Origin of the sequence: Kitasatospora sp. SolWspMP-SS2h, assembly GCF_003259315.1 — a bacterium.
GTDB classification, from domain to species: Bacteria; Actinomycetota; Actinomycetes; order Streptomycetales; family Streptomycetaceae; genus Kitasatospora; species Kitasatospora fiedleri.
Window position 1 is genome coordinate 235,462 of the sequence record NZ_QLLT01000003.1, and the last position, 20,601, is coordinate 256,062.

14 protein-coding genes and 1 pseudogene are annotated in these 20,601 nt (G+C 75.5%); 7 read left to right on the forward strand and 8 right to left on the reverse strand.

The genetic code is table 11. The features are described 5' to 3' along the window. Positions 1-3,222, forward strand: coding sequence for a penicillin acylase family protein (locus K353_RS05205; protein ID WP_111552363.1), 3,222 nt, complete (start codon positions 1-3; stop codon positions 3,220-3,222). Between the two features lie 49 nt (positions 3,223-3,271). On the opposite strand, the gene K353_RS05210 is transcribed toward K353_RS05205, so the two are convergent. From K353_RS05210 to K353_RS05220, 3 genes are all read right to left on the reverse strand, one after another. Continuing rightward, positions 3,272-5,308 carry an ABC transporter ATP-binding protein gene (locus K353_RS05210; RefSeq protein WP_111552513.1) on the reverse strand — a complete coding sequence of 679 codons (2,037 nt, stop codon included), beginning with the start codon at positions 5,306-5,308 and terminating at the stop codon, positions 3,272-3,274. A gap of 107 nt (positions 5,309-5,415) precedes the next feature. Next, positions 5,416-6,387 (reverse strand): ABC transporter permease, encoded by a 972-nt coding sequence (locus K353_RS05215; protein ID WP_111552364.1) that lies wholly within the window; start codon positions 6,385-6,387, stop codon positions 5,416-5,418. A gap of 142 nt (positions 6,388-6,529) precedes the next feature. After that, positions 6,530-7,513 (reverse strand): ABC transporter permease, encoded by a 984-nt coding sequence (locus K353_RS05220; RefSeq protein WP_111552365.1) that lies wholly within the window; start codon positions 7,511-7,513, stop codon positions 6,530-6,532. A gap of 363 nt (positions 7,514-7,876) precedes the next feature. Here K353_RS05220 and K353_RS05225 point away from each other — a divergent pair, with 363 nt between their 5' ends. Beyond that, positions 7,877-9,571 (forward strand): ABC transporter family substrate-binding protein, encoded by a 1,695-nt coding sequence (locus K353_RS05225; RefSeq protein WP_111552366.1) that lies wholly within the window; start codon positions 7,877-7,879, stop codon positions 9,569-9,571. A 101-nt stretch (positions 9,572-9,672) separates the two neighbouring features. Here the strand turns inward: K353_RS05225 and pip are convergent, their stop codons facing one another. From pip to K353_RS34225, 5 genes are all read right to left on the reverse strand, one after another. Next, positions 9,673-10,659 (reverse strand): prolyl aminopeptidase, encoded by a 987-nt coding sequence (gene pip / locus K353_RS05230; protein WP_111552367.1) that lies wholly within the window; start codon positions 10,657-10,659, stop codon positions 9,673-9,675. A 94-nt stretch (positions 10,660-10,753) separates the two neighbouring features. After that, on the reverse strand, positions 10,754-13,597 hold the full coding sequence (locus tag K353_RS05235; protein ID WP_111552368.1) for a carbohydrate-binding protein: 2,844 nt from the start codon (positions 13,595-13,597) through the stop codon (positions 10,754-10,756). 313 nt (positions 13,598-13,910) lie between these two features. Continuing rightward, complete coding sequence (locus tag K353_RS05240) at positions 13,911-14,198, reverse strand: hypothetical protein (RefSeq protein ID WP_111552369.1); 288 nt, start codon at positions 14,196-14,198, stop codon at positions 13,911-13,913. Positions 14,199-14,270: 72 nt separating this feature from the next. Continuing rightward, complete coding sequence (locus K353_RS05245) at positions 14,271-14,663, reverse strand: hypothetical protein (RefSeq protein ID WP_111552370.1); 393 nt, start codon at positions 14,661-14,663, stop codon at positions 14,271-14,273. Between the two features lie 162 nt (positions 14,664-14,825). Further along, a complete protein-coding gene (locus tag K353_RS34225) occupies positions 14,826-15,128 on the reverse strand; it encodes a DUF3040 domain-containing protein (RefSeq protein WP_158585341.1) in 303 nt (100 codons plus the stop codon). Positions 15,129-15,492: 364 nt separating this feature from the next. On the opposite strand from K353_RS34225, the gene K353_RS05255 reads away from it, so the two are divergent. From K353_RS05255 to K353_RS05275, 5 genes and pseudogenes are all read left to right on the forward strand, one after another. Beyond that, complete coding sequence (locus K353_RS05255; RefSeq protein ID WP_111552372.1) at positions 15,493-15,966, forward strand: SRPBCC family protein; 474 nt, start codon at positions 15,493-15,495, stop codon at positions 15,964-15,966. Positions 15,967-16,148: 182 nt separating this feature from the next. Next, on the forward strand, positions 16,149-17,465 hold the full coding sequence (locus K353_RS05260; RefSeq protein WP_111552373.1) for an NAD(P)/FAD-dependent oxidoreductase: 1,317 nt from the start codon (positions 16,149-16,151) through the stop codon (positions 17,463-17,465). Between the two features lie 71 nt (positions 17,466-17,536). After that, positions 17,537-18,274 (forward strand): annotated as a pseudogene (locus tag K353_RS05265) (DUF1365 domain-containing protein); the annotation flags it as partial. Positions 18,275-18,462: 188 nt separating this feature from the next. Further along, positions 18,463-19,725 carry a class I SAM-dependent methyltransferase gene (locus K353_RS05270; RefSeq protein ID WP_111552374.1) on the forward strand — a complete coding sequence of 421 codons (1,263 nt, stop codon included), beginning with the start codon at positions 18,463-18,465 and terminating at the stop codon, positions 19,723-19,725. 56 nt (positions 19,726-19,781) lie between these two features. Then, positions 19,782-20,543, forward strand: coding sequence for a DUF1295 domain-containing protein (locus K353_RS05275; RefSeq protein ID WP_111552515.1), 762 nt, complete (start codon positions 19,782-19,784; stop codon positions 20,541-20,543). Positions 20,544-20,601: the final 58 nt, after the last annotated feature.

The following is a 20,601-nucleotide window of genomic DNA, read 5'->3' on the forward strand; positions in this document are numbered from 1 at the left end:
GTGCCCGCTGCCCCCGTTCCCCGCCGACTGCGTTCGGCGGCCCTCGCCGTGCTCACCTCCGCCGCGCTGCTGTTCGGCGCGCTCACCGCCCAGCCGGCCGCCGGGGCCGCCGCCGGGCCCGCCCCCGCCGCCGGGGACCCGTGCCTGGGGCAGTGCCAGGACATCCTGACGGCGGGCGAGAACGGCCACGCCACGCTGGCCGGGATCTTGCTGCACCAGACCGTGGGGACCCGTCCGGCGCACTCCGCCGACCAGGTCGACGCGTACGACGCGCTGCTGCACGACTACAGCGGCCTGACGCCCGACCAGCTGTCGAGCTACTTCGACGACGCCTCGTTCGGGGTGCCCGCCGGGCAGGTGGAGAGCACCGCCACGCCGCGCGCCGGGGTGACCATCACCCGGGACAAGGCGACCGGCACGCCGCACGTCAAGGGCGTGACCCGCTCGGACACCGAGTTCGGCGCGGGGTACGCGGCCGGGCAGGACCGGCTGTGGCTGATCGACGTGCTGCGGCACGTGGGGCGCGGGCAGCTGTCCTCGTTCGCGGGCGGCGCGGCGGGCAACCGGGCGCTGGAGCAGAGCCTGTGGGCGGTGGCCCCGTACACCGAGGCGGACCTCCAGCAGCAGGTGGACCGGGTGAAGGCGTCCGGCCCGCGCGGGGCGCAGGCCTGGCAGGACATCCAGGACTACGTGGCGGGCCTGAACGCCTTCGCGGCGGCCGACGTCGCGGCGAACAACTACCCGGGCGAGTACGTGCTGACCGGCCACGGTTCGACCATCGAGCCGTTCACGGCCACCGACGTGGTGGCGATCTCCTCGGTGATCGGGGCGATCTTCGGCGGCGGCGGGGGCGGCGAGGTCGGCAACGCGCTGGCCCGGCTCGCCTTCCGCCAGCAGCTCGGCACCGAGGCGGGCGACCGGGCATACGCGGCCTGGCGGGCCGAGGACGACCCGGAGGCGACGCCCACCGTGCACGACGGCAGCAGCTTCCCGTACGCGGCCTCGCCCGCCGCGCCGGTGGGCACCGCGCTGCCCGACCCGGGCTCGGTGACCGAGCTGCCGCACGCCGCCAACGGCACGGGCACCGGGGCGAGTTCGGCCGCGTCCGGTGCCAGCACGCCCACCGCCGCCGCGTCCGCCGCCGAGGGCGTGCTGCCCGCCGACCTGATCACCGCGAAGAAGGGCATGTCGAACGCCCTGCTGGTATCCGGTGCGCACACCGCCTCCGGGCACCCGATCGCGGTCTTCGGCCCGCAGACCGGCTACTACGCGCCGCAGATCCTGATGGTGCAGGAGCTGGACGGGCCCGGCCTGCGCAGCCGGGGCGCGTCCTTCCCGGGGCTGAGCTTCTACGTGGAGATCGGCCGCGGCCTGGACTACTCGTGGAGCGCGACCTCCGCCAACCAGGACATCACCGACACCTTCGCGGTCGACCTGTGCGAGCCGGGCGGCGGCACCCCGAGCACCGCCTCCACCGGCTACCTGCTGGACGGGACGTGCACCCCGTTCGAGCGGCTGACCAGGCACAACGCCTGGCAGCCGAGCACCGCGGACTCCACCGCGGCGGGCTCCTACGACCTGGTGACGCTGCGCTCGGCGTACGGGCTGGTCACCCACACCGGGACGGTCGGCGGGCGGCCGGTGGCGTACACCGCGCTGCGCTCCACCTACCGGCACGAGGCGGACTCGGTGATCGGCTTCCAGCAGTTCAACGACCCGGCGGCGATCACCTCGGCGGCGGCGTTCCAGCGCGCCGCGCAGGACATCGGCTACACCTTCAACTGGTTCTACGCGGACGCCGACCACACCGCGTACTACAACTCCGGCGCCGAGCCGCTGCGCGCGCCCGGCACCGATCCGGACCTGCCGGTCCTGGCGCGGCCCGCCTACCTCTGGCAGGGCTGGGACCGGACCGCGAACACCTCCGCGGTCGAGCCGCCCGCCCGGCACGCCCAGTCCACCGACCAGGACTACTACGTCAGTTGGAACAACAAGCAGGCCCCGGGCTTCACCTCGGCCTGGGGCAACGGCGCGGTGCACCGGGCCGACCTGCTGGACTCCCGGGTGAAGGCGCTGACCCAGCGCGGCGGCGTCACCCGCACCGACCTGGTCAAGGCGATGGAGGACGCCGCCAACGTCGACCTGCGGGCCGAGCAGGTGCTGCCCGAGCTGCTCGCGGTGCTGGACTCCGCGCCGGTCACCGACCCGGCGGCGGCGGCCGCGGTCGCCGGGCTGCGGGCCTGGGCGGCGGGCGGCTCGCACCGCCGGGAGGCGAGCAAGGGCGCGGGCGTGTACACCGACGCGGAGGCGATCCGGGTGCTGGACGCCTGGTGGCCGCTGCTGGTGGAGGGCGAGTTCCGGCCCGGCCTGGGCGACGGGGCGTGGCAGGCGCTGACGGCCGTCGCGCCGATCAACGAGACGCCCTCGGGCGGGCAGTTGGGCGGGACGTCCGGCGGCAGCGACATCGCGGCGGGCGAGGCGCACAAGGGCTCGGCGTTCCAGCACGGCTGGTGGTCGTACGTCGACAAGGACCTGCGCACGGTGCTCGGCCGGTCCGTGACCGGCCCGCTGGACCGGGCGTACTGCGGCGGCGGCACGCTCGGCGCCTGCCGGCAGGTGCTGCTGACCACGCTCGCCCGGGCGGTGGCGACCCCCGCCGCCACCACCTACCCGGCCGACAAGTACTGCGCGGCGGGCGACCAGCTGTGCGCCGACTCGATCGTGCACCGGGCGATGGGCGGCATCACCGTGCCGCGGATCGCCTGGCAGAACCGGCCCACCTACCAGCAGGTGGTGGAGTTTCCGGCCCGGCGCACCGACGACCTGACCAACCTGGCCCGCGGCGCGACCGCGACCGCCTCCGACTACCAGGACGCGATCGTCGTCTCCTACCCGCCCAAGCAGGCCGTGGACGGCAACCCCGGCACCCGCTGGGCGTCCAGGACGGTGGCCACCGCCTGGCTGAACGTCGACCTGGGCACGGTCCGCAAGGTCGGCCGAGTGGTGCTGGACTGGTCCGACCAGTACGCCACCTCCTACCGGATCGACGTCTCCACCGACGGCGCCGCCTGGCGCACCGTCTACGCCACCACCACCGACCGCGGCGGCCTGGAGAACCGCTCCTTCACCCCGGTGGACGCCCGCCACGTCCGGGTGGTGCTGCTGGCCCGCGGCACCGACAACCGCTACTCGCTCAACGAGGTCGGCGTGTACGGGAAGTGACCCGCCGCGCCGGGCCCCGGACGGACGCCGTCCGGGGCCCGGCGCGCGTTCAGTCCGGGTAGTGGCAGGCGGCGGTGTGGTCGGCGCCGGGGGCGGCCGGGGCGGGGCGCGGGGGCTCGGTGGCGCAGCGGTCGCGCTGGGCGGGGGCGAGGGTGGGGTGGACGGGGCAGCGGGTGCGGAAGGGGCAGCCGAGGTGGCGTTCGGCGGGTGAGGGCGGGTCGCCGGCCAGCAGGCGGCGGGGGCGGGCGCGTTCGGCGGGCGGGTCGGGGAGCGGGACGGCGGCGAGCAGGACCCGGGTGTAGGGGTGGCGGGGGTGGGTGAAGACGCGTGCGGCGGTGCCGGTCTCGACGGTGCGGCCGAGGTACATGACGGCGACCCGGTCGGCGAGGTGGCGCACCACCGACAGGTCGTGCGAGACGAACAGGTAGGCGAGGCCGAGTTCGGCCTTCAGCCGCTGGAGCAGGTTGAGCACCCCGGCCTGGACGGAGACGTCGAGGGCGGAGACCGGTTCGTCCAGGACCAGCAGGTCGGGGCGGACGGCGAGGGCGCGGGCGATGGAGATCCGCTGGCGCTGGCCGCCGGAGAACTCGTGCGGGTAGCGGTCGGCGTGGGCGGGGTCGAGGCCGACCTGGCGCAGCAGTTCGGGGACGCGGCGGCGGGCCTCCGCGGCGGGGGTGCGCTGGGCGAGCAGCGGTTCGGCGAGCACGTCGCCGACCGGCATCCGGGGGTCGAGGGAGGCGGCCGGGTCCTGGAAGACGATCTGGACCCGGGAGCGCAGCCGCCGGACCGCGGCCCGGTCGAGGGCGGCGGTGTCCCGGCCGAGGAGTTCGATCCGGCCGCCCTGCGGGGCGGCCAGCCGGAGGATCTCGTACAGGGTGGTGGACTTGCCGGAGCCGGACTCGCCGACCAGGCCGAGCGTCTCGCCCCGCCGGATGTCGAGGTCGACGCCGTCGACGGCGTGCACCTCGCCGGCCCGGCGGCGCAGCAGGCCGCCGCGGTGGCGGGGGAAGCTGCGGGTGAGGCCGTGGACGGTGAGGACGGGCTCGCGTTCGGCGCGCGGGCCGTGCGCGGTGGCGGCGGGCGGCAGCTCCGGGACGGGGTAGACCTCGGCGGGGGCGGGCCGGGCGGCGGCGAGGTGGTCGGCGCGGACGCAGGCGGCGAGGTGGGCCGACGGGGGTTCGCCGGTGCCGGTGAGCGGCGGCTGCGCGGTGCGGCAGCGCTCCTCGACCAGCGGGCAGCGGTCGGCGAACGCGCAGCCGGGGCCGGTGAGTCGGCCGGCTGCGGGCGGGGAGCCGGGGATCGGGACGAGTGGTCCGCCGCGGCCGTCGAGCCGGGGGACGGCGCCGATCAGGCCGAGCGTGTAGGGGTGCCGGGGGGCGGCGTACAGCTCGTCGACGGGGGCGGTCTCGACGATCCGTCCGGCGTACATGACGGCGACCCGGTCGGCGCTGCCGGCGATCACCCCGAGGTCGTGGCTGACCAGGACCAGGGCGGCGCCGCTCTCCCGCTGGGCGGTGCGCAGCACGTCGAGGACCTGGGCCTGGATGGTGACGTCGAGGGCGGTGGTGGGTTCGTCGGCGAGCAGCACGTCGGGGTCGTTGGCCACCGCCATGGCGATCATGGCGCGTTGGCGCATGCCGCCGGAGAACTCGTGCGGGAAGGCGTCCAGGGCGCGGGCCGGGTCGGGGATGCCGACCAGGTCGAGCAGGTCGGCGGCGCGCTTGCGGGCGGCGGCCCGGCCGAGGTCCTGGTGGATCCGGACGGCTTCGGCGATCTGGTCGCCGATCCGGTAGACCGGGGTGAAGGCGGACAGCGGGTCCTGGAAGACCATGGCGATCCGGCGCCCGCGGACCTCGGCCAGCTGCCGGGCGGGCAGGCCGACCAGTTCGCGGCCGTCCAGCCGGACCGAGCCGCCGGTGCGGGCGGTGGCGGGCAGCAGGCCGAGCACGGCGAGCGCGGTGACGGACTTGCCGGAGCCGGACTCGCCGACCAGGCCGAGCGTCTCGCCCCGGTGCAGGTCGAGGTCGACGCCGCGGACCGCCGGGTGGCCGTCGAAGTCGACGGTGAGGCCGCGGACGGCGAGCAGCGGAGCGGGCGGCGGCGTGACGGGCGGCGGCGTGGCGGGCGGCGGCGTGGCGGGCGGCGGCGTGACGGGCGGCAGCGTGGCGGGCGGCGGCGTGGCGGGCGGGGTGGTCACGGGGTGCTCCGGCGCGAGGGGGTGGTGGTCGGACGGCGGCGGGGTCGCCGGGCGGGGCGGCGGCGTCCGGCGGCGGCCGTCGGGTCGAGGGCGTCGCGCAGGCCGTCGCCGACCAGGTTGACGGCGAGCACGAACAGCACCAGTAGTCCGGCGGCGAAGTAGAACAGCCAGGGGAAGACGGGGGCGTCGCCCGCGCCGGCGGCCAGCAGGGTGCCGAGCGAGACGTCGGGCGGGCGGACGCCGAAGCCGAAGTAGGAGAGCGCGGCTTCGCTCATCACGGCGCCGCCGACGGTGACGGTGGCGTCGATGATCAGGAACGAGGATACGTTCGGCAGCACGTGCCGCCAGATGATCCGGAACGGCCCGACGCCCATGTACCGTGCGGCGGCGACGAATTCGCGCTCGCGCAGCGAGCGGGTCATCGAGCGGACCACCCGGGCGGTGATCATCCAGTTGAACACGGCGAGCAGCAGCACGAAGGCGACCCAGCCGCTGCCGCGCAGCCGGGGCGAGAGCACGGCGATCACCAGGAAGGCCGGGAAGATCAGCAGCAGGTCGACCAGGAAGGTCAGCACCCGGTCGGTCCAGCCGCCGAAGTACCCGGCGCAGGCCCCGACCAGCGAGGCCAGGCCGGTGGAGAGCACCGCCACCAGCAGCCCGATCACCAGCGACTTCTGCAGGCCCCGGACGGTCTGCGCGAACACGTCCTGGCCGAGCCCGTTGGTGCCGAACCAGTGCGCGGCGGACGGGGGTTGGCGCAGGTTGGCGTAGTCGGGCGCGGCGTAGTCCCAGGGTGTGAGGTAGGGCCCGACGAAGGCCAGCAGGAACAGCAGCACCAGCACGACCGCCCCGGCCACCGCCCCGCGCGAGCCGGCCAGCCGGGCGGCGGCCAACCGTATCCGGCCGCGCGGCGCGAACGCCTCGGCGGAGGACGGCTGTTCGGCGGCGAGGACGAGTTCGGCGCTCATCCCGCCACCGCCCGGGCGGACGCGACGAACGCGGCCGTCGACCGGGGCGCGGGCGTCAGCCGGGGCGCGGCCGTCAGCCGGGATGCGGGCGCCGACCGGGGTACGGGCGCCGACCGGTCGGCGGGAGGAGCGAGTTCGGTGTTCATGCGGCCCTCACCCGGGGGTCGAGCGCGGCGTGCAGGGCGTCGGCGAGGAAGCCGGCGGCGAGGACGACCACGGCGGCGAACAGGTTGACGGCGACGACCGAGTTGACGTCCTGTTCGTTGACGGCCTGGATGAACCACTCCCCCATGCCGTGCCAGCCGAAGATGGTCTCGGTGAAGGCGGCGCCGGTGAACAGGCCGAGGAAGGCGTAGGCGAACATCGTGGTCATCGGGATGATCGCGGTGCGCAGGCCGTGCTTGAGCAGGGCCCGGCCGCGGGTGAGCCCCTTGGCCTCGGCGGTGCGCAGGTAGTCCGCGCCGAGGACGTCGAGCATGGTGGCGCGCTGGTAGCGGCTGTAGGTGGCCAGCCCGCCGAGGGCGAGCGAGAGGGTGGGCAGCAGCAGGTGCAGCCCCCAGTCGGCGAGGTGGGTGCCGAGGTCGCCGGCCAGGTTGGGCGTCTCGTAGCCGGTGAACGGGACGACGTCGTGTCCGGCGGCGTCCTTGGCGGCGATGGCGCCGTTCTTGAGCAGCAGGGCGAGCAGGAAGACGGGGGTGGAGAGCAGCACGAAGGAGAGCACGGTCAGCAGCCGGTCGGAGAGCCGGTACTGGCGCACCGCGCTCCAGGCCCCGGCGGCGACGCCGAGCAGCATGCCGAGCAGGCTGCCGACCAGCAGCAGCCGGAGCGAGACCCAGATCCGGCGGCCGAACTCGTCGTTGACGGCGGTGCCGTGGATGGTGCGGCCGAGGTCGCCGTGCAGCAGGCCGTCGGCCCAGGTGCCGAAGCGCTGGACCACGGGGGTGCGCTCGTTGAGGTTGAGCGCGGTGAGCTGCCGGTCCACGGACGCGGCGGAGGGCCGGGGCTGCTTGGCCTCGAAGTAGGCGCGGGGGCCGAGTGCGGTGGCGGTGAGGGCGTACGACAGGAACACCGCCGCGGTCAGCAGGGCGGCGTAGTAGCCGAGCCGTCCCGCGAGGTATCGCGTCACGGCCTGCCTCCGGTGTGGTTCGCACACCTGGGGAACATGGTCATTCGCCTTCACTAGTACGGGTTTTGACGCACTTTCGGGCAGCAGTTGTACGCCACGCCGGACGGTCCGTCCAGGGCCCGCCGCGCCGACGGGTCCACCCGGTCCGGGGAACCCGCTGGTCACAGCTGATCAGACGGGTACGGACGGCGTGTTGCCGCAGTGTTGCCCCGCGTTTCACTTCGATCAGTTCTGCACGCCCACCCCTGGTGGGGTGGCTGACGGGCTGTTACGTTCGCCCCGTCGGCACCGACTTGGCTGCCCACCATCAAGTACCGCCACACCTGGCGGCCCCCCACTCTTCGAAACCCGAGGACTCCCCCGATGCCCACACCGCCCGCCACCCGCCGGATCGGCCGCACCGCCGCGGCGGCCCTCGCCGCCCTCCTCGCCGCGACCGCCTGCAGCTCCACCGGCGGGTCGACGGGCGACGTGGCCAAGACCGTCTCCCCCACCGTGGACGCCGAGGACAACAACCCGCAGCCGCTGGACGGCATCAAGGACGGCGGCGAGCTGCGCCTGCCGCTCCAACAGTGGATCACCCAGTGGAACCCGTACCAGGTCGACGGCAGGTACGGGGACGCGGTGGAGATCATGTACTACACCGAGGCCAAGCTCTTCCAGGTCGACGCCAAGGGCGTCTACCACCCCGACCTCTCGTACCTGGTCTCCGCCGAGGTCACCTCCGCCTCGCCGCAGGTGGTGACGTACAAGCTCAACCCGAAGGCGGTCTGGTCCGACGGCACCCCGATCGGCTACCGCGACTTCGAGGCGGTCTGGAAGGCGTCCAACGGCAAGGACCCGGCGTACAACCTCGCCGACTCCTCCGGCTACGAGCAGATCTCCGCCGTCGAGCAGGGCGCGGACGCCGGGGAGGTCAAGGTCACCTTCGCCCAGCCGTACGCCGACTGGCAGAACCTGTTCAACCCGCTGCTGCCCGCCTCCGGGATCTCCACCCCGCAGGACTTCAACGACGGCTGGGTGGAGAAGGTCCCGGTCTTCGGCGGCCCGTTCGTGGTCTCGAACGCCGACAAGACCGCGCAGACCATCACGCTCACCCCCAACCCGCACTGGTGGGGCCCGAAGCCCAAGCTGGACCGGATCACCTACCGGGTGCTGGACGCCGCCGCGATCACCCAGGCGTTCCTGAACAACGAGGTCGACCTCGCCTCCGCGGGCACCGCCACCGCGTACGGCCAGCTCAAGGACGCCTCCGGCGCGGCGATCCGCACCGGCACCCCCTGGGACGAGGTGCACATCTCCTTCGGCGGCAACGGCCCGCTCGCCGACCAGAAGGTCCGCCAGGCGCTCGGCCGGGCGATCGACCGCGCCTCCCTGATCAAGATCGCCAACAAGGGCGTCCCGGTGGAGTTCAAGCCGCTCGACAACCACCTGTTCATGACCAACCAGAACGGCTACCGGAACAACGCCGGGGACTGGGCCTCCTACGACCCGGCCACCGCGAAGAAGTGGCTGGACGAGGCCGGCTGGAAGGACGCGGGCGGCACCCGCAGCAAGGACGGGCAGCCGCTGGAACTGCACTACGTGCTGAGCGACGGCTCCACCCAGGCCCAGACCGACCTGGCCACCGCCGTGCAGAACATGCTCCAGCAGGTCGGCGTCAAGCTGACCCTCGACAAGGTCTCCAGCAAGGAGTACTTCACCAAGTACGTCAACCTGGGCAAGTTCGACCTGGCCAGCTGGCGCAACACCGACTCCTTCCCGCTCTCCCAGACGGTGGCGATCTACCGCGCCCCGCAGGGCGACAACGTGTTCGGCAACTACTCGAAGCTCAGCACCCCCGAGATCGACGGCCTGCTGCGCAAGGCCGCCGCCACCCTCGACCCGGCGCAGGCCGACGAGCTGTACAACCAGGCCGACGCGAAGATCTGGGAGCTCGGCCACACCCTGGAGCTCTACCAGCGCCCCAGCATCGTCGCCGTCCGCAAGGGACTGGCCAACTACGGCGCCGGCAGCCTGGCCAGCACCGTGATCACCTCGGTCGGCTGGCAGAAGTAGCCCGCCCCGGGCCGGTGTCCCCGCTCCGGGCCGGTGCCCCCACCCCGGGCGGCACCGGCCCGCCGGCCCCGGCTCAGCGGCCCCGGCTCGGCGGCCCCGGCTCAGCGGTCCTTGAACTCCTCCAGGGCCTCGAACACCGTCCGCCGCATCGCCTCGCCGCCGACGTGCCCGGAGTCGTCGAAGACGTGCAGCCTGGCGTCCGGCCACGCCTTCGCCAGCTCCCAGGCCGTCCGCACCGGGCAGCCCAGGTCGTACCTGCCGTGCACCAGCACGGCCGGGATTCCGGCCAACTTCCCGGCTTCGCGCAGCAGTTGGTCCTCCGCCAGCCAGGCGCCGTGGCTGAAGAAGTGCGCGCAGATCCGGACGAACGCGATCCGGTCGTCCGCCTCCCGGGCGCTGTACATGCCGGGGACGCCGTGGGGCTCGTCCGAGACCACCGCGTCCTCCCAGGCCAGCCAGGCGTCGGCGGCAGCGGCCCGGACCGCCCGGTCGGGGTGCTCCGTCCGCCGCGCGTAGGCGGCCAGCAGGGCGTACACGTCGCCGTCCCAGGTGTGCTCGGGGACGGCGGCCAGGAAGCGGTCCCACGCCTCGGGCTTGAAGGCGGACACCCCGTGGTAGAGCCAGTCGGTCTCGGCCCGGCGGGTGGTGGTCACCGCCTGGAGGACGATCTCGCCGACCCGCTCCGGGTGTTGCTGCGCGTACGCCAGGATCAGCGTCGAGCCCCAGGAGGCGCCGTCCAGCAGCCAGCGCTCGATGCCGAGGTGCGCGCGAAGCCGCTCCATGTCGTCGACCAGGTGCTGCGTGGTGTTCAGTGCCATGTCCGCCGCCGGGTCGCTCGCGTGCGGGGTGCTGCGCCCGCAGTTGCGCTGGTCGTAGCGGACCACCCGGTAGCGCGCCGGGTCCCACGCCCGGGTGGGCCGGTCCGGCGTCCCCGCGCCGGGCCCGCCGTGCACGTACAGGGCGGGCTTGCCGGCGGGGTTGCCGAGCTGCTCGTAGTAGATCCGGTTGCCGTCGCCGGTGTCGAGGAACCCGCGGTCGTAGGGGACGGTCGGCGGGTGGAGGAGGTCGTCCAGGGGGGTCGGAGGCATGACGGGCGATCCTAACCGGCCTCCCGCGTACGGCAACTGAATAACCGTCACCCCCCACCGGCGGGCCGCCGGGGGGTGACGGTCCACGCGGTGCCTACTGCTGCCAGAGCTGGAGTTCGGAGAGCTGTCCGGCGGGCCAGCCGGTGTTGCCGGTGACCTGGACCCGGACGTAGCGGACCTGGGTGGCGGGGAAGGCCAGCGTGACGGTGTTGTCGGCCGCCGGGTCGAAGAGGTAGGCGGCGGAGGACTTCAGCGGGGTGAAGGCGGTGCCGTCGATGGAGCCGAGCAGGGTGAGGGTCTGGGTGCGGGCGCCCCAGCCGGCGGGCAGCCGGAGCACGGCGCGGGAGACCTGCCGGGCGGTGCCGAGGTCGACCTGGACCCACTGCGGGAGGGCGTGGTTGGCGCTCTCCCAGTAGCTGTTCCGGTTGCCGTCGGTGAGGTTGCCGGAGCCGTAGACGTCGGCGTGCGAGGACTCGGTGGTGGGCCGGCCGGCCGCCAGGTCGGTGGCGGGCGGGGTGGAGGCGCCGGTGAAGCGCAGGTGGTTGAGGTTCCAGCCGCCGGTGTCCTGGACCAGGGTGAGCACCTGGCGTCCGGCGGGCAGGGTGAGGCGGGCGGTGGCGTCGCCCCAGGTCTGCCAGTCGCCGGTGGCGGGCAGGGTGACGGCGCCGGTCAGGTCGGCCCCGGTGCCGTTCGCCAGGTGCAGGGCGCCGGTGACGGCGGCGGGCGCGGCGTACCGCAGGGTGACGGTGTACGTCCCGGCGGTGGCGACGTCCACGGTGTAGCGCTGCCACTGGCCGCCCGAGGTCCAGCCGAGGCCGTAGCCGCCGCCGGTGTCGGTGACGGCCTCCAGGTCGACGCCGTCGGCCCGGTAGCCGTTGGCGGTGCCGTTGACGGTGTTGACGAAGTAGCCGGTGCCGGGACCGCCGGTGTCGTAGTCCTCGGCCTGCACGGTGCCGGGGATCGCGGCGGGCGAACCGCCGTACGGGGCTTCGGGGCTGCCGGTGCCGCTGCCCCAGCTGTTGCCGCTCGCGGTGACGGTGAAGGCCGGCGAGTTGTTGCGGTAGGCGGTGGCTCCGGCGGCGCTCAGGCCGGTGACGGTGTTGTCGGTGAGGGTGGCCGAGCCGGTGGGTGCCGGGTAGAACGGCGGGGCGACCACGAAGCCGTTGCGGCCGGGCGCGGTGACGGTGTTGCCGCGCATCAGGGTGTTGGTGGACGCGGAGAGGCCGACGCCGTCGTACAGCGCGTTCAGCACGGTGTTGCCGGTGACGGTGACGTGGTCGACCACGCCGGTGTTCTGGCCGTCGCCGCCGTTGCCGACGTGCAGCGCGGGCTGGCCCTGGCTGTAGCCGTTGCCGCCGGAGCGGACCACGGTGTTGGCGTTCAGGGTGGCGCCGAGCAGGTCGCTGCCGTTGACGCCGAAGCGGCCCGCGCCGAGGCCGATGTAGCGGGCGGTGTCGGAGATCAGGTTGTGCTCGACCAGGTGGCCGCTGCCGCCGTAGACGCCGATGCCCTTGCCGCCCCAGGGCGCGACGACGGTGTTGTGCGTCATGGTGATCCGGGCCATCGGCGTGTAGTACGTCCGGTTGCCGTTGCCGTCGGTGTTGTAGTTCACCGAGTTGACGGCCATGCCGTCGTCGCCGGTGCCGCGGACGAAGTTGTTGTCGGCGGTGATGTCGCTGCCCACCGAGTTGCCGAGCGAGACGTTGTTGACGTTGATGCCGTCGGCCCAGACCGCGGTGACCCGGGCGTTGCGGACGCTGCCGCCGGTGCCCGAGGCCCAGTAGCCGGACTCGACGTGCTGGCTCCAGATGCCGTCGGCGCTCCAGTCGGTGCCGGTGGTGTCCATCGCCCCGCCGCCGCCGTCGACCATCTCCCGGCTGGTGGAGTTGGAGTCCAGGTGGAAGCCCCGGACGTGGGTGGAGGTGAGGTTGAACAGGGCGGCCAGCGGGGTGCGGTTGGGCAGCGGGACGTCGCGGTAGACCGTCGAGTACCACGGGCCGGCGCCGACGATGGTGATGTCCCGGGCGGTCAGGCCGGTGGTGCCGCGCAGGTAGAAGGTGCCCGGCGGGATCCACAGCGTGCGCTGCTGGGCCTGCGCCTGGTCGATGCAGGACTGGATGGCGGCGGTGGAGTCGACGGCGTCGGGCGCGGCCGAGCCGTTGGTCGGCGCGGTGCCCGCGACGGCCCCGCAGTCGGTGATCGACAGCGATCCGGCGGGCCGGGCGGCGGGCGGCGGCGGGTTCTCCGCGTCCAGCACGTCGATGTCGTAGTACGCGGCGGTGTTGGCGGCGTCCTTGCGCAGTTCGACGGTGCTGCCGGGGGCGATCGGCGCGCCGGTGACGAAGGTGTGCGCCTCGTCGAAGAAGTCCCGCGGGTCGCCGTCGGCGGCGTTCTGGTCGCTGCCGTTGTAGTGGCCGTCGCCGCCCTCGTAGAACCAGCTCTGCTTGGAGTTCAGGTTCAGCGTCTGGCGGAACACCCCGTCCACGTACAGGTTCAGGGTCGCGGTGGTGCCGCCGCCGGTGGCGGAGTCCGGGATGCTCTCGCGCACGTTGACCGCGCTGACCGGCCCGCCGGTGCCGTTGGTCCAGCGCACGCCCTGCCCGGTGGCGGCCAGGTGCACGTACGCGTGCCCGGACGCCTCCAGCGCGGCGCTGGAGTACGGCGTGGTCGGCGCGGCGGTCAGCGCGACGACGGCCGCGCCGCCGGTGGGCGTGCCCGCCTCGGCCTCCCACGGGGCGAACGGGAGGGTGGCGCCCGCGGTTCCGGCGTCCGCGGCTCGGGCGCCCGCCGCGCCGAGCGGGTCCGCCGCGCCGCGGGCGTCCGCCGCGGTGGCGGCGGTGGCGGCCGCGGGTGCGGCGAGCGCGGCGGCCAGCAGCGCGGTGGTGGCGAGCAGGGCGGTCCGGGCGCGCGGGCCGGCGCCGGGCAGAGGTCGTCTCATCGAGTCCCTTCCTGGGCGTGCGCGAGGCGCGCTCCGCGGAGGCGCGGGCGCGCTGAGCGAGGAGCGGGGAGCGGTGGAGCGCGGGCGGGGCAGCAGCGAACGTAACGTCGTTGACATGAATCCGCAATGCCTGCACCGGATCGCGCAAAATCCCAACTCGACTCGCGCACACCGCAGTCAGGGGCTCGGGCGGGGCGGAGGGCGGGCCCGTGGGGCCGCGACGGGAGGGGTCGCCGGGTGTCGACGGGCCGGGGGCGGGGGCGGGGGCGGCGGCGCTGTCCCGGTGGTCGGCCCGGACGGCCGCCGCCCGCCGCTACCCCAGGCCGAGGGCGGCGCGCAGCCGTCCCCGGGTGGCCGCGGCGGCCTCCCGGGTGACGGGGTCGTCGCTACCGAGGGCGTCGCCCAGCAGCAGGTCGGCGGCGGCGACCACGGCGGCGGGGAGGACGATCTCGCGCAGGCCGAGCAGCTGGGCGGCGGCCTGGTGCCCGATCGTCGGGGGGCCGGAGGGCCGGTCGTGGGGTTCCGCCGGTTCGGGGACGCGCGGGGGCGTCGCCAGGGGGTGCCCGCCCTGCGGGCGGCGCGGTTCGTTGATCACGGGCATGCCCGGTTCAACGGGCCACGGCCCGGGACGGTTACGCGGTCCGCGACGTTCGAGTGGCCCGCCACCGCCCGGTCAGGAGGCGTGCCGGTCCACGACGGCGGCGTGCCGGTCCACGACGGCGGCGGGCCCGGACCCCGGCGCGGGCGCGGCCCTGGCCCTGGGGCCGGAGGCGGGCCCGGAGGCGGAGGCGGACGTGGACGTGCCGAGAGCGGGCCGTTCGGGGCGCGGGGCGAGCGTCCGGACACCCGCCGGCAGCGGGGCGGGGGCGGCGGTGTGCGCGGTCCGGATCCACCGGGCCAGGGCGTGGGCGAACTCGGGGCCGATCGCGGCGGCGTGCTGCAACTGGTCCAGATCCCCCGGCCGGAGCGGGACACCGGCCTCCGAGAGGGCGGCCAGCAGGGGTTGCAGCAGCGTCCACTGGGGGCGGACGGCGGGCAGCGGGCTGGTATGCGCGGGCTCTGTCACGTCGGGTCCAACTACCCGCCCCCGAGGGGGACACGGCCCGTTCTCCCGGTTCCACCACAGGGTGCAACCCGGCTCCGGACGGCGTGCCGCACCCCGCCGGAAGGCCCGCCCGGTGGTACCGGCGGGGACCGCGTGGAGGGATTCGGCGGCGTCGGCGGGGGGTCAGTCGAGGCGCAGCCGTGCCAGTCGGCGCAGGGCGAGGGCGGCCAGCAGGGCGGTCGCGGCGGCGAGCAGGACGGCGGCCAGGGGGTGGGGCCCGCCCGCGCCGGCCCACAGGGCGCCGGCGGCGGTCACGGTGGTGAGCAGGGCGACGGCCGCGACCAGCAGGACGGGGCGGTGGCCCAGGCGGGCGGCGGGGCCGGGCGGGTGGTCGAGCCGGCGGTCGAGGCGGGGGTCGGTCCGGCGCAGGTGCTGTTCGATCTCCGCGAGCAGGAGGCGTTCCTGCGGGGTCAGTCGGGTGTCCATGGGTCTGCCGCCTCTCGGGGAGGGGGTGGGGGTGCCGTCGGGCCGGCACGGCGGTGGCGGCCGGTGCGCCGTGCGGGTCGGATCGCCGTCCTCCTCCCGGTGCGGCGGGCCGCGACCACCGCGGGTACCCCTTTCCGGGAAAAAGTCCCGCCGCCGGGCGGTCGGCGCCCACCCGCAGCGCTGGTGCAGCGTTTCGGCCCGGAGTGTGCGGGGCCTTCGGAGGCATCCGGCGCGTCCGGGAGGTCCGCACCCGGCGGCGCGCCGCTCCGCGCCACCCGCACCCATCCGGATCGGGCCCGGCTCCGAACCCCCTGGACACTCCGCGGACGTCCCTGCCGACGTCCCGACGGCCGAGGAGGCAGCGATGATCGAGGTGGTGCGGGAGATCCCGGTCCGCCGTCCGGCGGATGAGGTGCTGGAGTACCTGGCGGATTTCGCGCACGCCGCCGAGTGGGACCCGGGCACCGAGCAGTGCGTCCGGATCGACGCGAGCGGGAGTGCGGGCGCGGGTGCGAGCGGGAGTGCGGGCGCGCCGGAGCCGGGGGCCCGGTGGCGGAACGTCTCGGTGTTCCGGGGGCGGCGCACCGAGCTGGTGTACGAGCTGGTGGACCGCGGGCCCGACCAGCTGCTGTTCGTGGGGCGCAACCGCACCGTCACGGCCTCGGACGAGATCACCGTCAGCCCGGCTCCGGACGGGGCGGGGTCGGTGGTCCGGTACCGGGCGCGGTTGCGGTTCCACGGGCTGGCGCGGCTGGCGGAGCCGTTCCTGCGGCGGGACTTCGAGCGGCTGGCGGACGCGGCCCGGCGGCGGATGCCCGAGGTGCTGGACGGCGGCTGAGCGCCCGGCCGGGCCGGTCCCCCCATTCGGAGCAATCCGCGGACCCGGTGCCTCCGAATGGGGGGCGCAAGGGCCGCCGCGGGCGGCCGGGACCAGTGGGGAGGATCGACGTGACGACACTCGGCACCGTTTCCGCCGGAGGGTTCGTCCCGCCGTCGCGCGAGGGGCGTCCCGTACGGCGGGTGGCCGTGGTGGGTGCGGGGGTGGCGGGGCTGAGCGCGGCGTACGCGCTGGCGCGGGCCGGGGCGGCGGTCGAGCTGTTCGAGGCGGCGGACCGGCTCGGCGGGCACGCGCACACCCAGCGGATCACGGCGGCGGACGGCCGGGAGTTGGCGCTGGACACCGGCTTCCTGGTGCACAACACCCGGACGTACCCGGAACTGGTCGGCCTGTTCGACGAGTTGGGCGTACGGACGCAGGACAGCGACATGAGCATGTCGGTGCACTGCGAGGGCTGCGGCCTGGAGTACGCGGGGGCCCGCGGCCTGTCGGGGCTGCTGGCCACCCCGGGCAACCTGGTCCGGGGCCGGTACCTGCGGATGCTCGGCGAGGTGCCGCGCTTCCACCGCCTGGCCCGCCAGTTGCTGGCCGCGCCGGAGCCGGCCGCTCCGGAGCCGGGCGCCGCCGCCGACGGGGCGGACGCGGCCGACCCGAGCCTGCGCGCGTTCCTGGCCCGGCACGGCTTCTCGCCGTACTTCACGCAGCACTTCATCACGCCGCTGGTCTCCGCGGTGTGGTCCTGCGCGCCCGACCTGGCCGGGGACTACCCGGCCCGGTACCTGTTCGCGTTCCTGGCCAACCACGGCCTGCTGAGCGTCACCGGCTCGCCGACCTGGCGCACCGTGGTCGGCGGCTCGGCCACGTACGTGGAGCGGATCGCCGCGCACCTCACCGCGCACTCCGGCACCGTGCACCGCTCCGCGCCGGTGCGCGCGGTGCGGCGCCACCCGGACGGCGTCACGGTGGCCACCGAGGACGGGCGGTGGACCCGGGCGGACGCCGTGGTGGTGGCCGTCCACCCCGACCAGGCGCTGCGGCTGCTCGCCGACCCGACGCCCGCCGAGCGCGAGGTGCTGGGCGCGTTCGCGTACTCCCGCAACCCGACGGTGCTGCACCGGGACGCCTCGGTGCTGCCCCGGGCCGCCTGGGCGCGCGCCTCCTGGAACTACCGGATGCCCGGCTGCGACGCGCCCTCCGACCGGGTCCGGGTCAGCTACCACCTGAACCGGCTGCTGCGGCTGGGCGGCGCGGAGGACTACCTGGTCACCCTGAACGAGGACGACCGGCAGCCGGTCCCCGAGCCGCTGGTGGTCTCCCGCACCGTGTACGAGCACCCCGTGTACACCGCCCGCACGGTCGCCGCCCAGCGCCGGCTGCCCGAACTGGCCGGTCCCCGCACCACGTTCGCCGGGGCGTACCACGGCTGGGGGTTCCACGAGGACGGCTGCCGCTCCGGCCTGGCCGCCGCCCGCCACCTGCTCGCGGCGGTCGCGCCGTGAGTGCCGTGCGCGCCACGGGTGCGGCGGGTGCCGCGGGTGCGCCCGGCGCCGCGCCGCCCGTGCCGCGCGTGCTGCCCGGCCCGTGGGGCGCGGTGCTGTACGAGACCCGCACCACCCACGTCCGGGCCGAGCCGCGCCGGGTGTTCCGCCACCGCGGCTACCTGTGGCTGGTCGACCTCGACCACCTGCCACGGCTGCCCCGGGCGCTGCGCCCGCTGGCCCGCTTCCTGCCCCGCGACCACGCCCTCGCCCCCGGCTCCGGCCCCGATCCCGCGAGCATCCGGGAGGACCTGGCCCGCGAGCTGACCGCGCACGGCCTGCGCCCGGCCGGGCGGGTGCTGATGCTGACCCAGGCCCGCTCGCTGGGGTACGTGTTCAACCCGCTGACGGTGTACTGGTGCCGGGACGCGGCGGGCGCACCGCTGTGCACCGTCGCCGAGGTGCACAACACCTACGGCGGGCGGCACCGCTACCTGCTGTTCCCGGACGGGGCCGGGCACGCGCGGACGGCGAAGGAGTTCTACGTCTCGCCGTTCCTGCCGGTCGACGGCCACTACCGGATGCTGCTGCCGGAGCCGGACGCCCGGCTGCACCTGACCGTGCAACTGGAGCTGCCCGGCGGGCGGGCGTTCACCGCCACGGTGGCCGGCACCGGCCGCCCGGCGGGCCCGGCCGCGCTGCTGCGGGCGGTGCTGCGGCACCCGTTCGCGACCTTCGCCGTGAGTGTGCGGATCCGCTCCCAGGGCATCCGCCTGTGGCTGCGCGGCCTGCCCGTCCACCCGCGCCCGCGCCTCGCAGCCGAGCCCGGCCCGTGCTCCCGCCCGGAGGCGGACCCGGGAGCCGAGCCCGGGGCCGCCGCCGGCCCGTGCCCCCACGGGCGGCCGGAACCCGGCCCCCGCACCGGCCCGGAGACCGCCGCCGCCCGTCCCCTCCCCCTTCCCCGCACCCGCCACCACCGTTCCCGTTCTCGTTCCCGTTCCGGAGAGGCCCCCCGTCGATGACCACCACCGTCCCGTTCCCGACCGCCGTCGACCCGCTGCGCTGGCCGGACGTCGCCCGGGTGCCGCACGCCCCGCTGCGGGCCGCGGCGGCCGGGCGGGTGCTGCGCCGGGCGGCGGCCCACCGGGGCCTGCGGGTCGAACTCCCGGGCGGGCGCCCGCTGCTGGCCGGCCCGCCGCAGGCCCCGGTGCTGCGGCTGCACCGCCCGGAGGCGTTCCTGCACCGGGTCGGCGCGGGCGGCCTGATCGGCTTCGGCGAGTCCTACCAGGCGGGCGACTGGGACAGCCCGGACCTGGCCCGGCTGCTGACCGCGCTGGCCGCCCGCCCCGAGACCCTGGTGCCGCCCGGCACCGGGTGGCTGCGCAAGCTGTACGTGCGGCGGCCCCCGGCGGCGGAGCTGTCCACGGCCGCCAACGCCCGGCGCAACATCCACCGGCACTACGACCTGTCGAACGAGCTGTTCGGGCTGTTCCTCGACCCGACCATGTCGTACTCCTCGGCGGTGTTCTCCGACCCCTCCCCCGCCACCCGCTGGGCGGACCTGGTCCCGGCCCAGCACCGCAAGATCGACCGGCTGCTCGACCTGGCCGCCGTCGGCCCCGGCACCCGGCTGCTGGAGATCGGCACCGGCTGGGGCGAACTCGCCCTGCGCGCCGCCGCCCGGGGCGCCCGGGTGGTCACCCTCACGCTCTCCGCGGAGCAGCTCGCGCTGGCCCGGCGCCGGATCGCCGACGCCGGGCAGTCCGAGCGGGTCGAGGTCCGGCTCTGCGACTACCGCGAGGCACGGGGCGAGTTCGACGCGATCGTCAGCTGCGAGATGATCGAGGCCGTCGGACGCCCGTTCTGGCCCGCCTACTTCGGCGCGCTGGACCGGCTGCTCGCCCCCGGCGGCCGGGTCGCCCTCCAGGCCATCACCATGCCGCACGCCCGGATGCTGGCCAGCAGCAGCACGTACACCTGGATCCTCAAGTACGTGTTCCCCGGCGGGCAGATCCCCTCGCTGCGGGCGATCGCGGACACCGCCGCCGCGCACACCCGGCTGCGGGTGGACAGCGCCGACGCGTACGGGCCGCACTACGCCGAGACGCTGCGGCTGTGGCGGGAGCGGTTCACCGCCCGGGCCGGGGAGGTCGCGGAGCTGGGCTTCGACGAGGTGTTCCGGCGGATGTGGGAGCTGTACCTGGCGTACTCGGAGGCCGGGTTCCGCACCGGCTACCTGAACGTCCACCAGGTGCTGCTGAGCCGGGACGGCCTGCGGTGAACGCCGCCGCGTTCGGCATCGGCGCGGCCTGCACCGCCGGCGCGGCCCTGGCCGTGATGCTGCTCGCGTTCGCGGTCGGGGTCCGCACCGGCCGCCACCGGGGCGTCGACGTGGCCTGGGGCCTGGCGTTCACCGCCGTCGCGCTGACCGGCTACGGGCTGTCCGCCGGGTACGGCGACGGCGGGCGGCGGGCGCTGGCCACCGTCCTGGTGGCGGTCTGGGGCCTGCGGCTGGCCGCCCACCTGTGGTGGCGGGCCCGCGGTCTGCCCGAGGACCCGCGCTACGCCCGGATGCTGTCCCGCGCCCCGGAGGGCCCGGCCCGCACCCGGTACGCGCTGCGGACCGTCTACCTGCTCCAGGCAGTCCTGGTCTGGTTCGTCTCGCTGCCGGTGCTGGCCGCCCAGTACCTGCCCGACCGGCTCGGGCCGACCGCCTGGGCGGGCGCGGCCCTGTGGGCGGTCGGCCTGTTCTTCGAGGCGGTCGGCGACGCCCAGCTGGCCCGCTTCAAGGCCGACCCGGCCCACCGCGGCCGGGTGATGGACCGGGGCCTGTGGCGCTACACCCGGCACCCCAACTACTTCGGCGACGCCTGCGTCTGGTGGGGCCTGTTCCTGCTGGTGGCGCACGCCCCGATCGGCTGGGCCTTCGTCGGCAGCCCGCTGCTGATGACCTGGCTGCTGGCCTTCGGCAGCGGCAAGCCCATGCTGGAGAAGCACCTCTCCTCCGGCGAACGCCCCGGCTGGGCCGAGTACACCGCCCGCACCAGCTCCTTCTTCCCGCTCCCGCCGCGCCGCCGCTCCCCGCGGGCGGGCGGCTGAGGCCCGGACCGGGCCGGGCCACCGCCGACCCGCACGGCCGCCGCTCAGACCCGGCCGC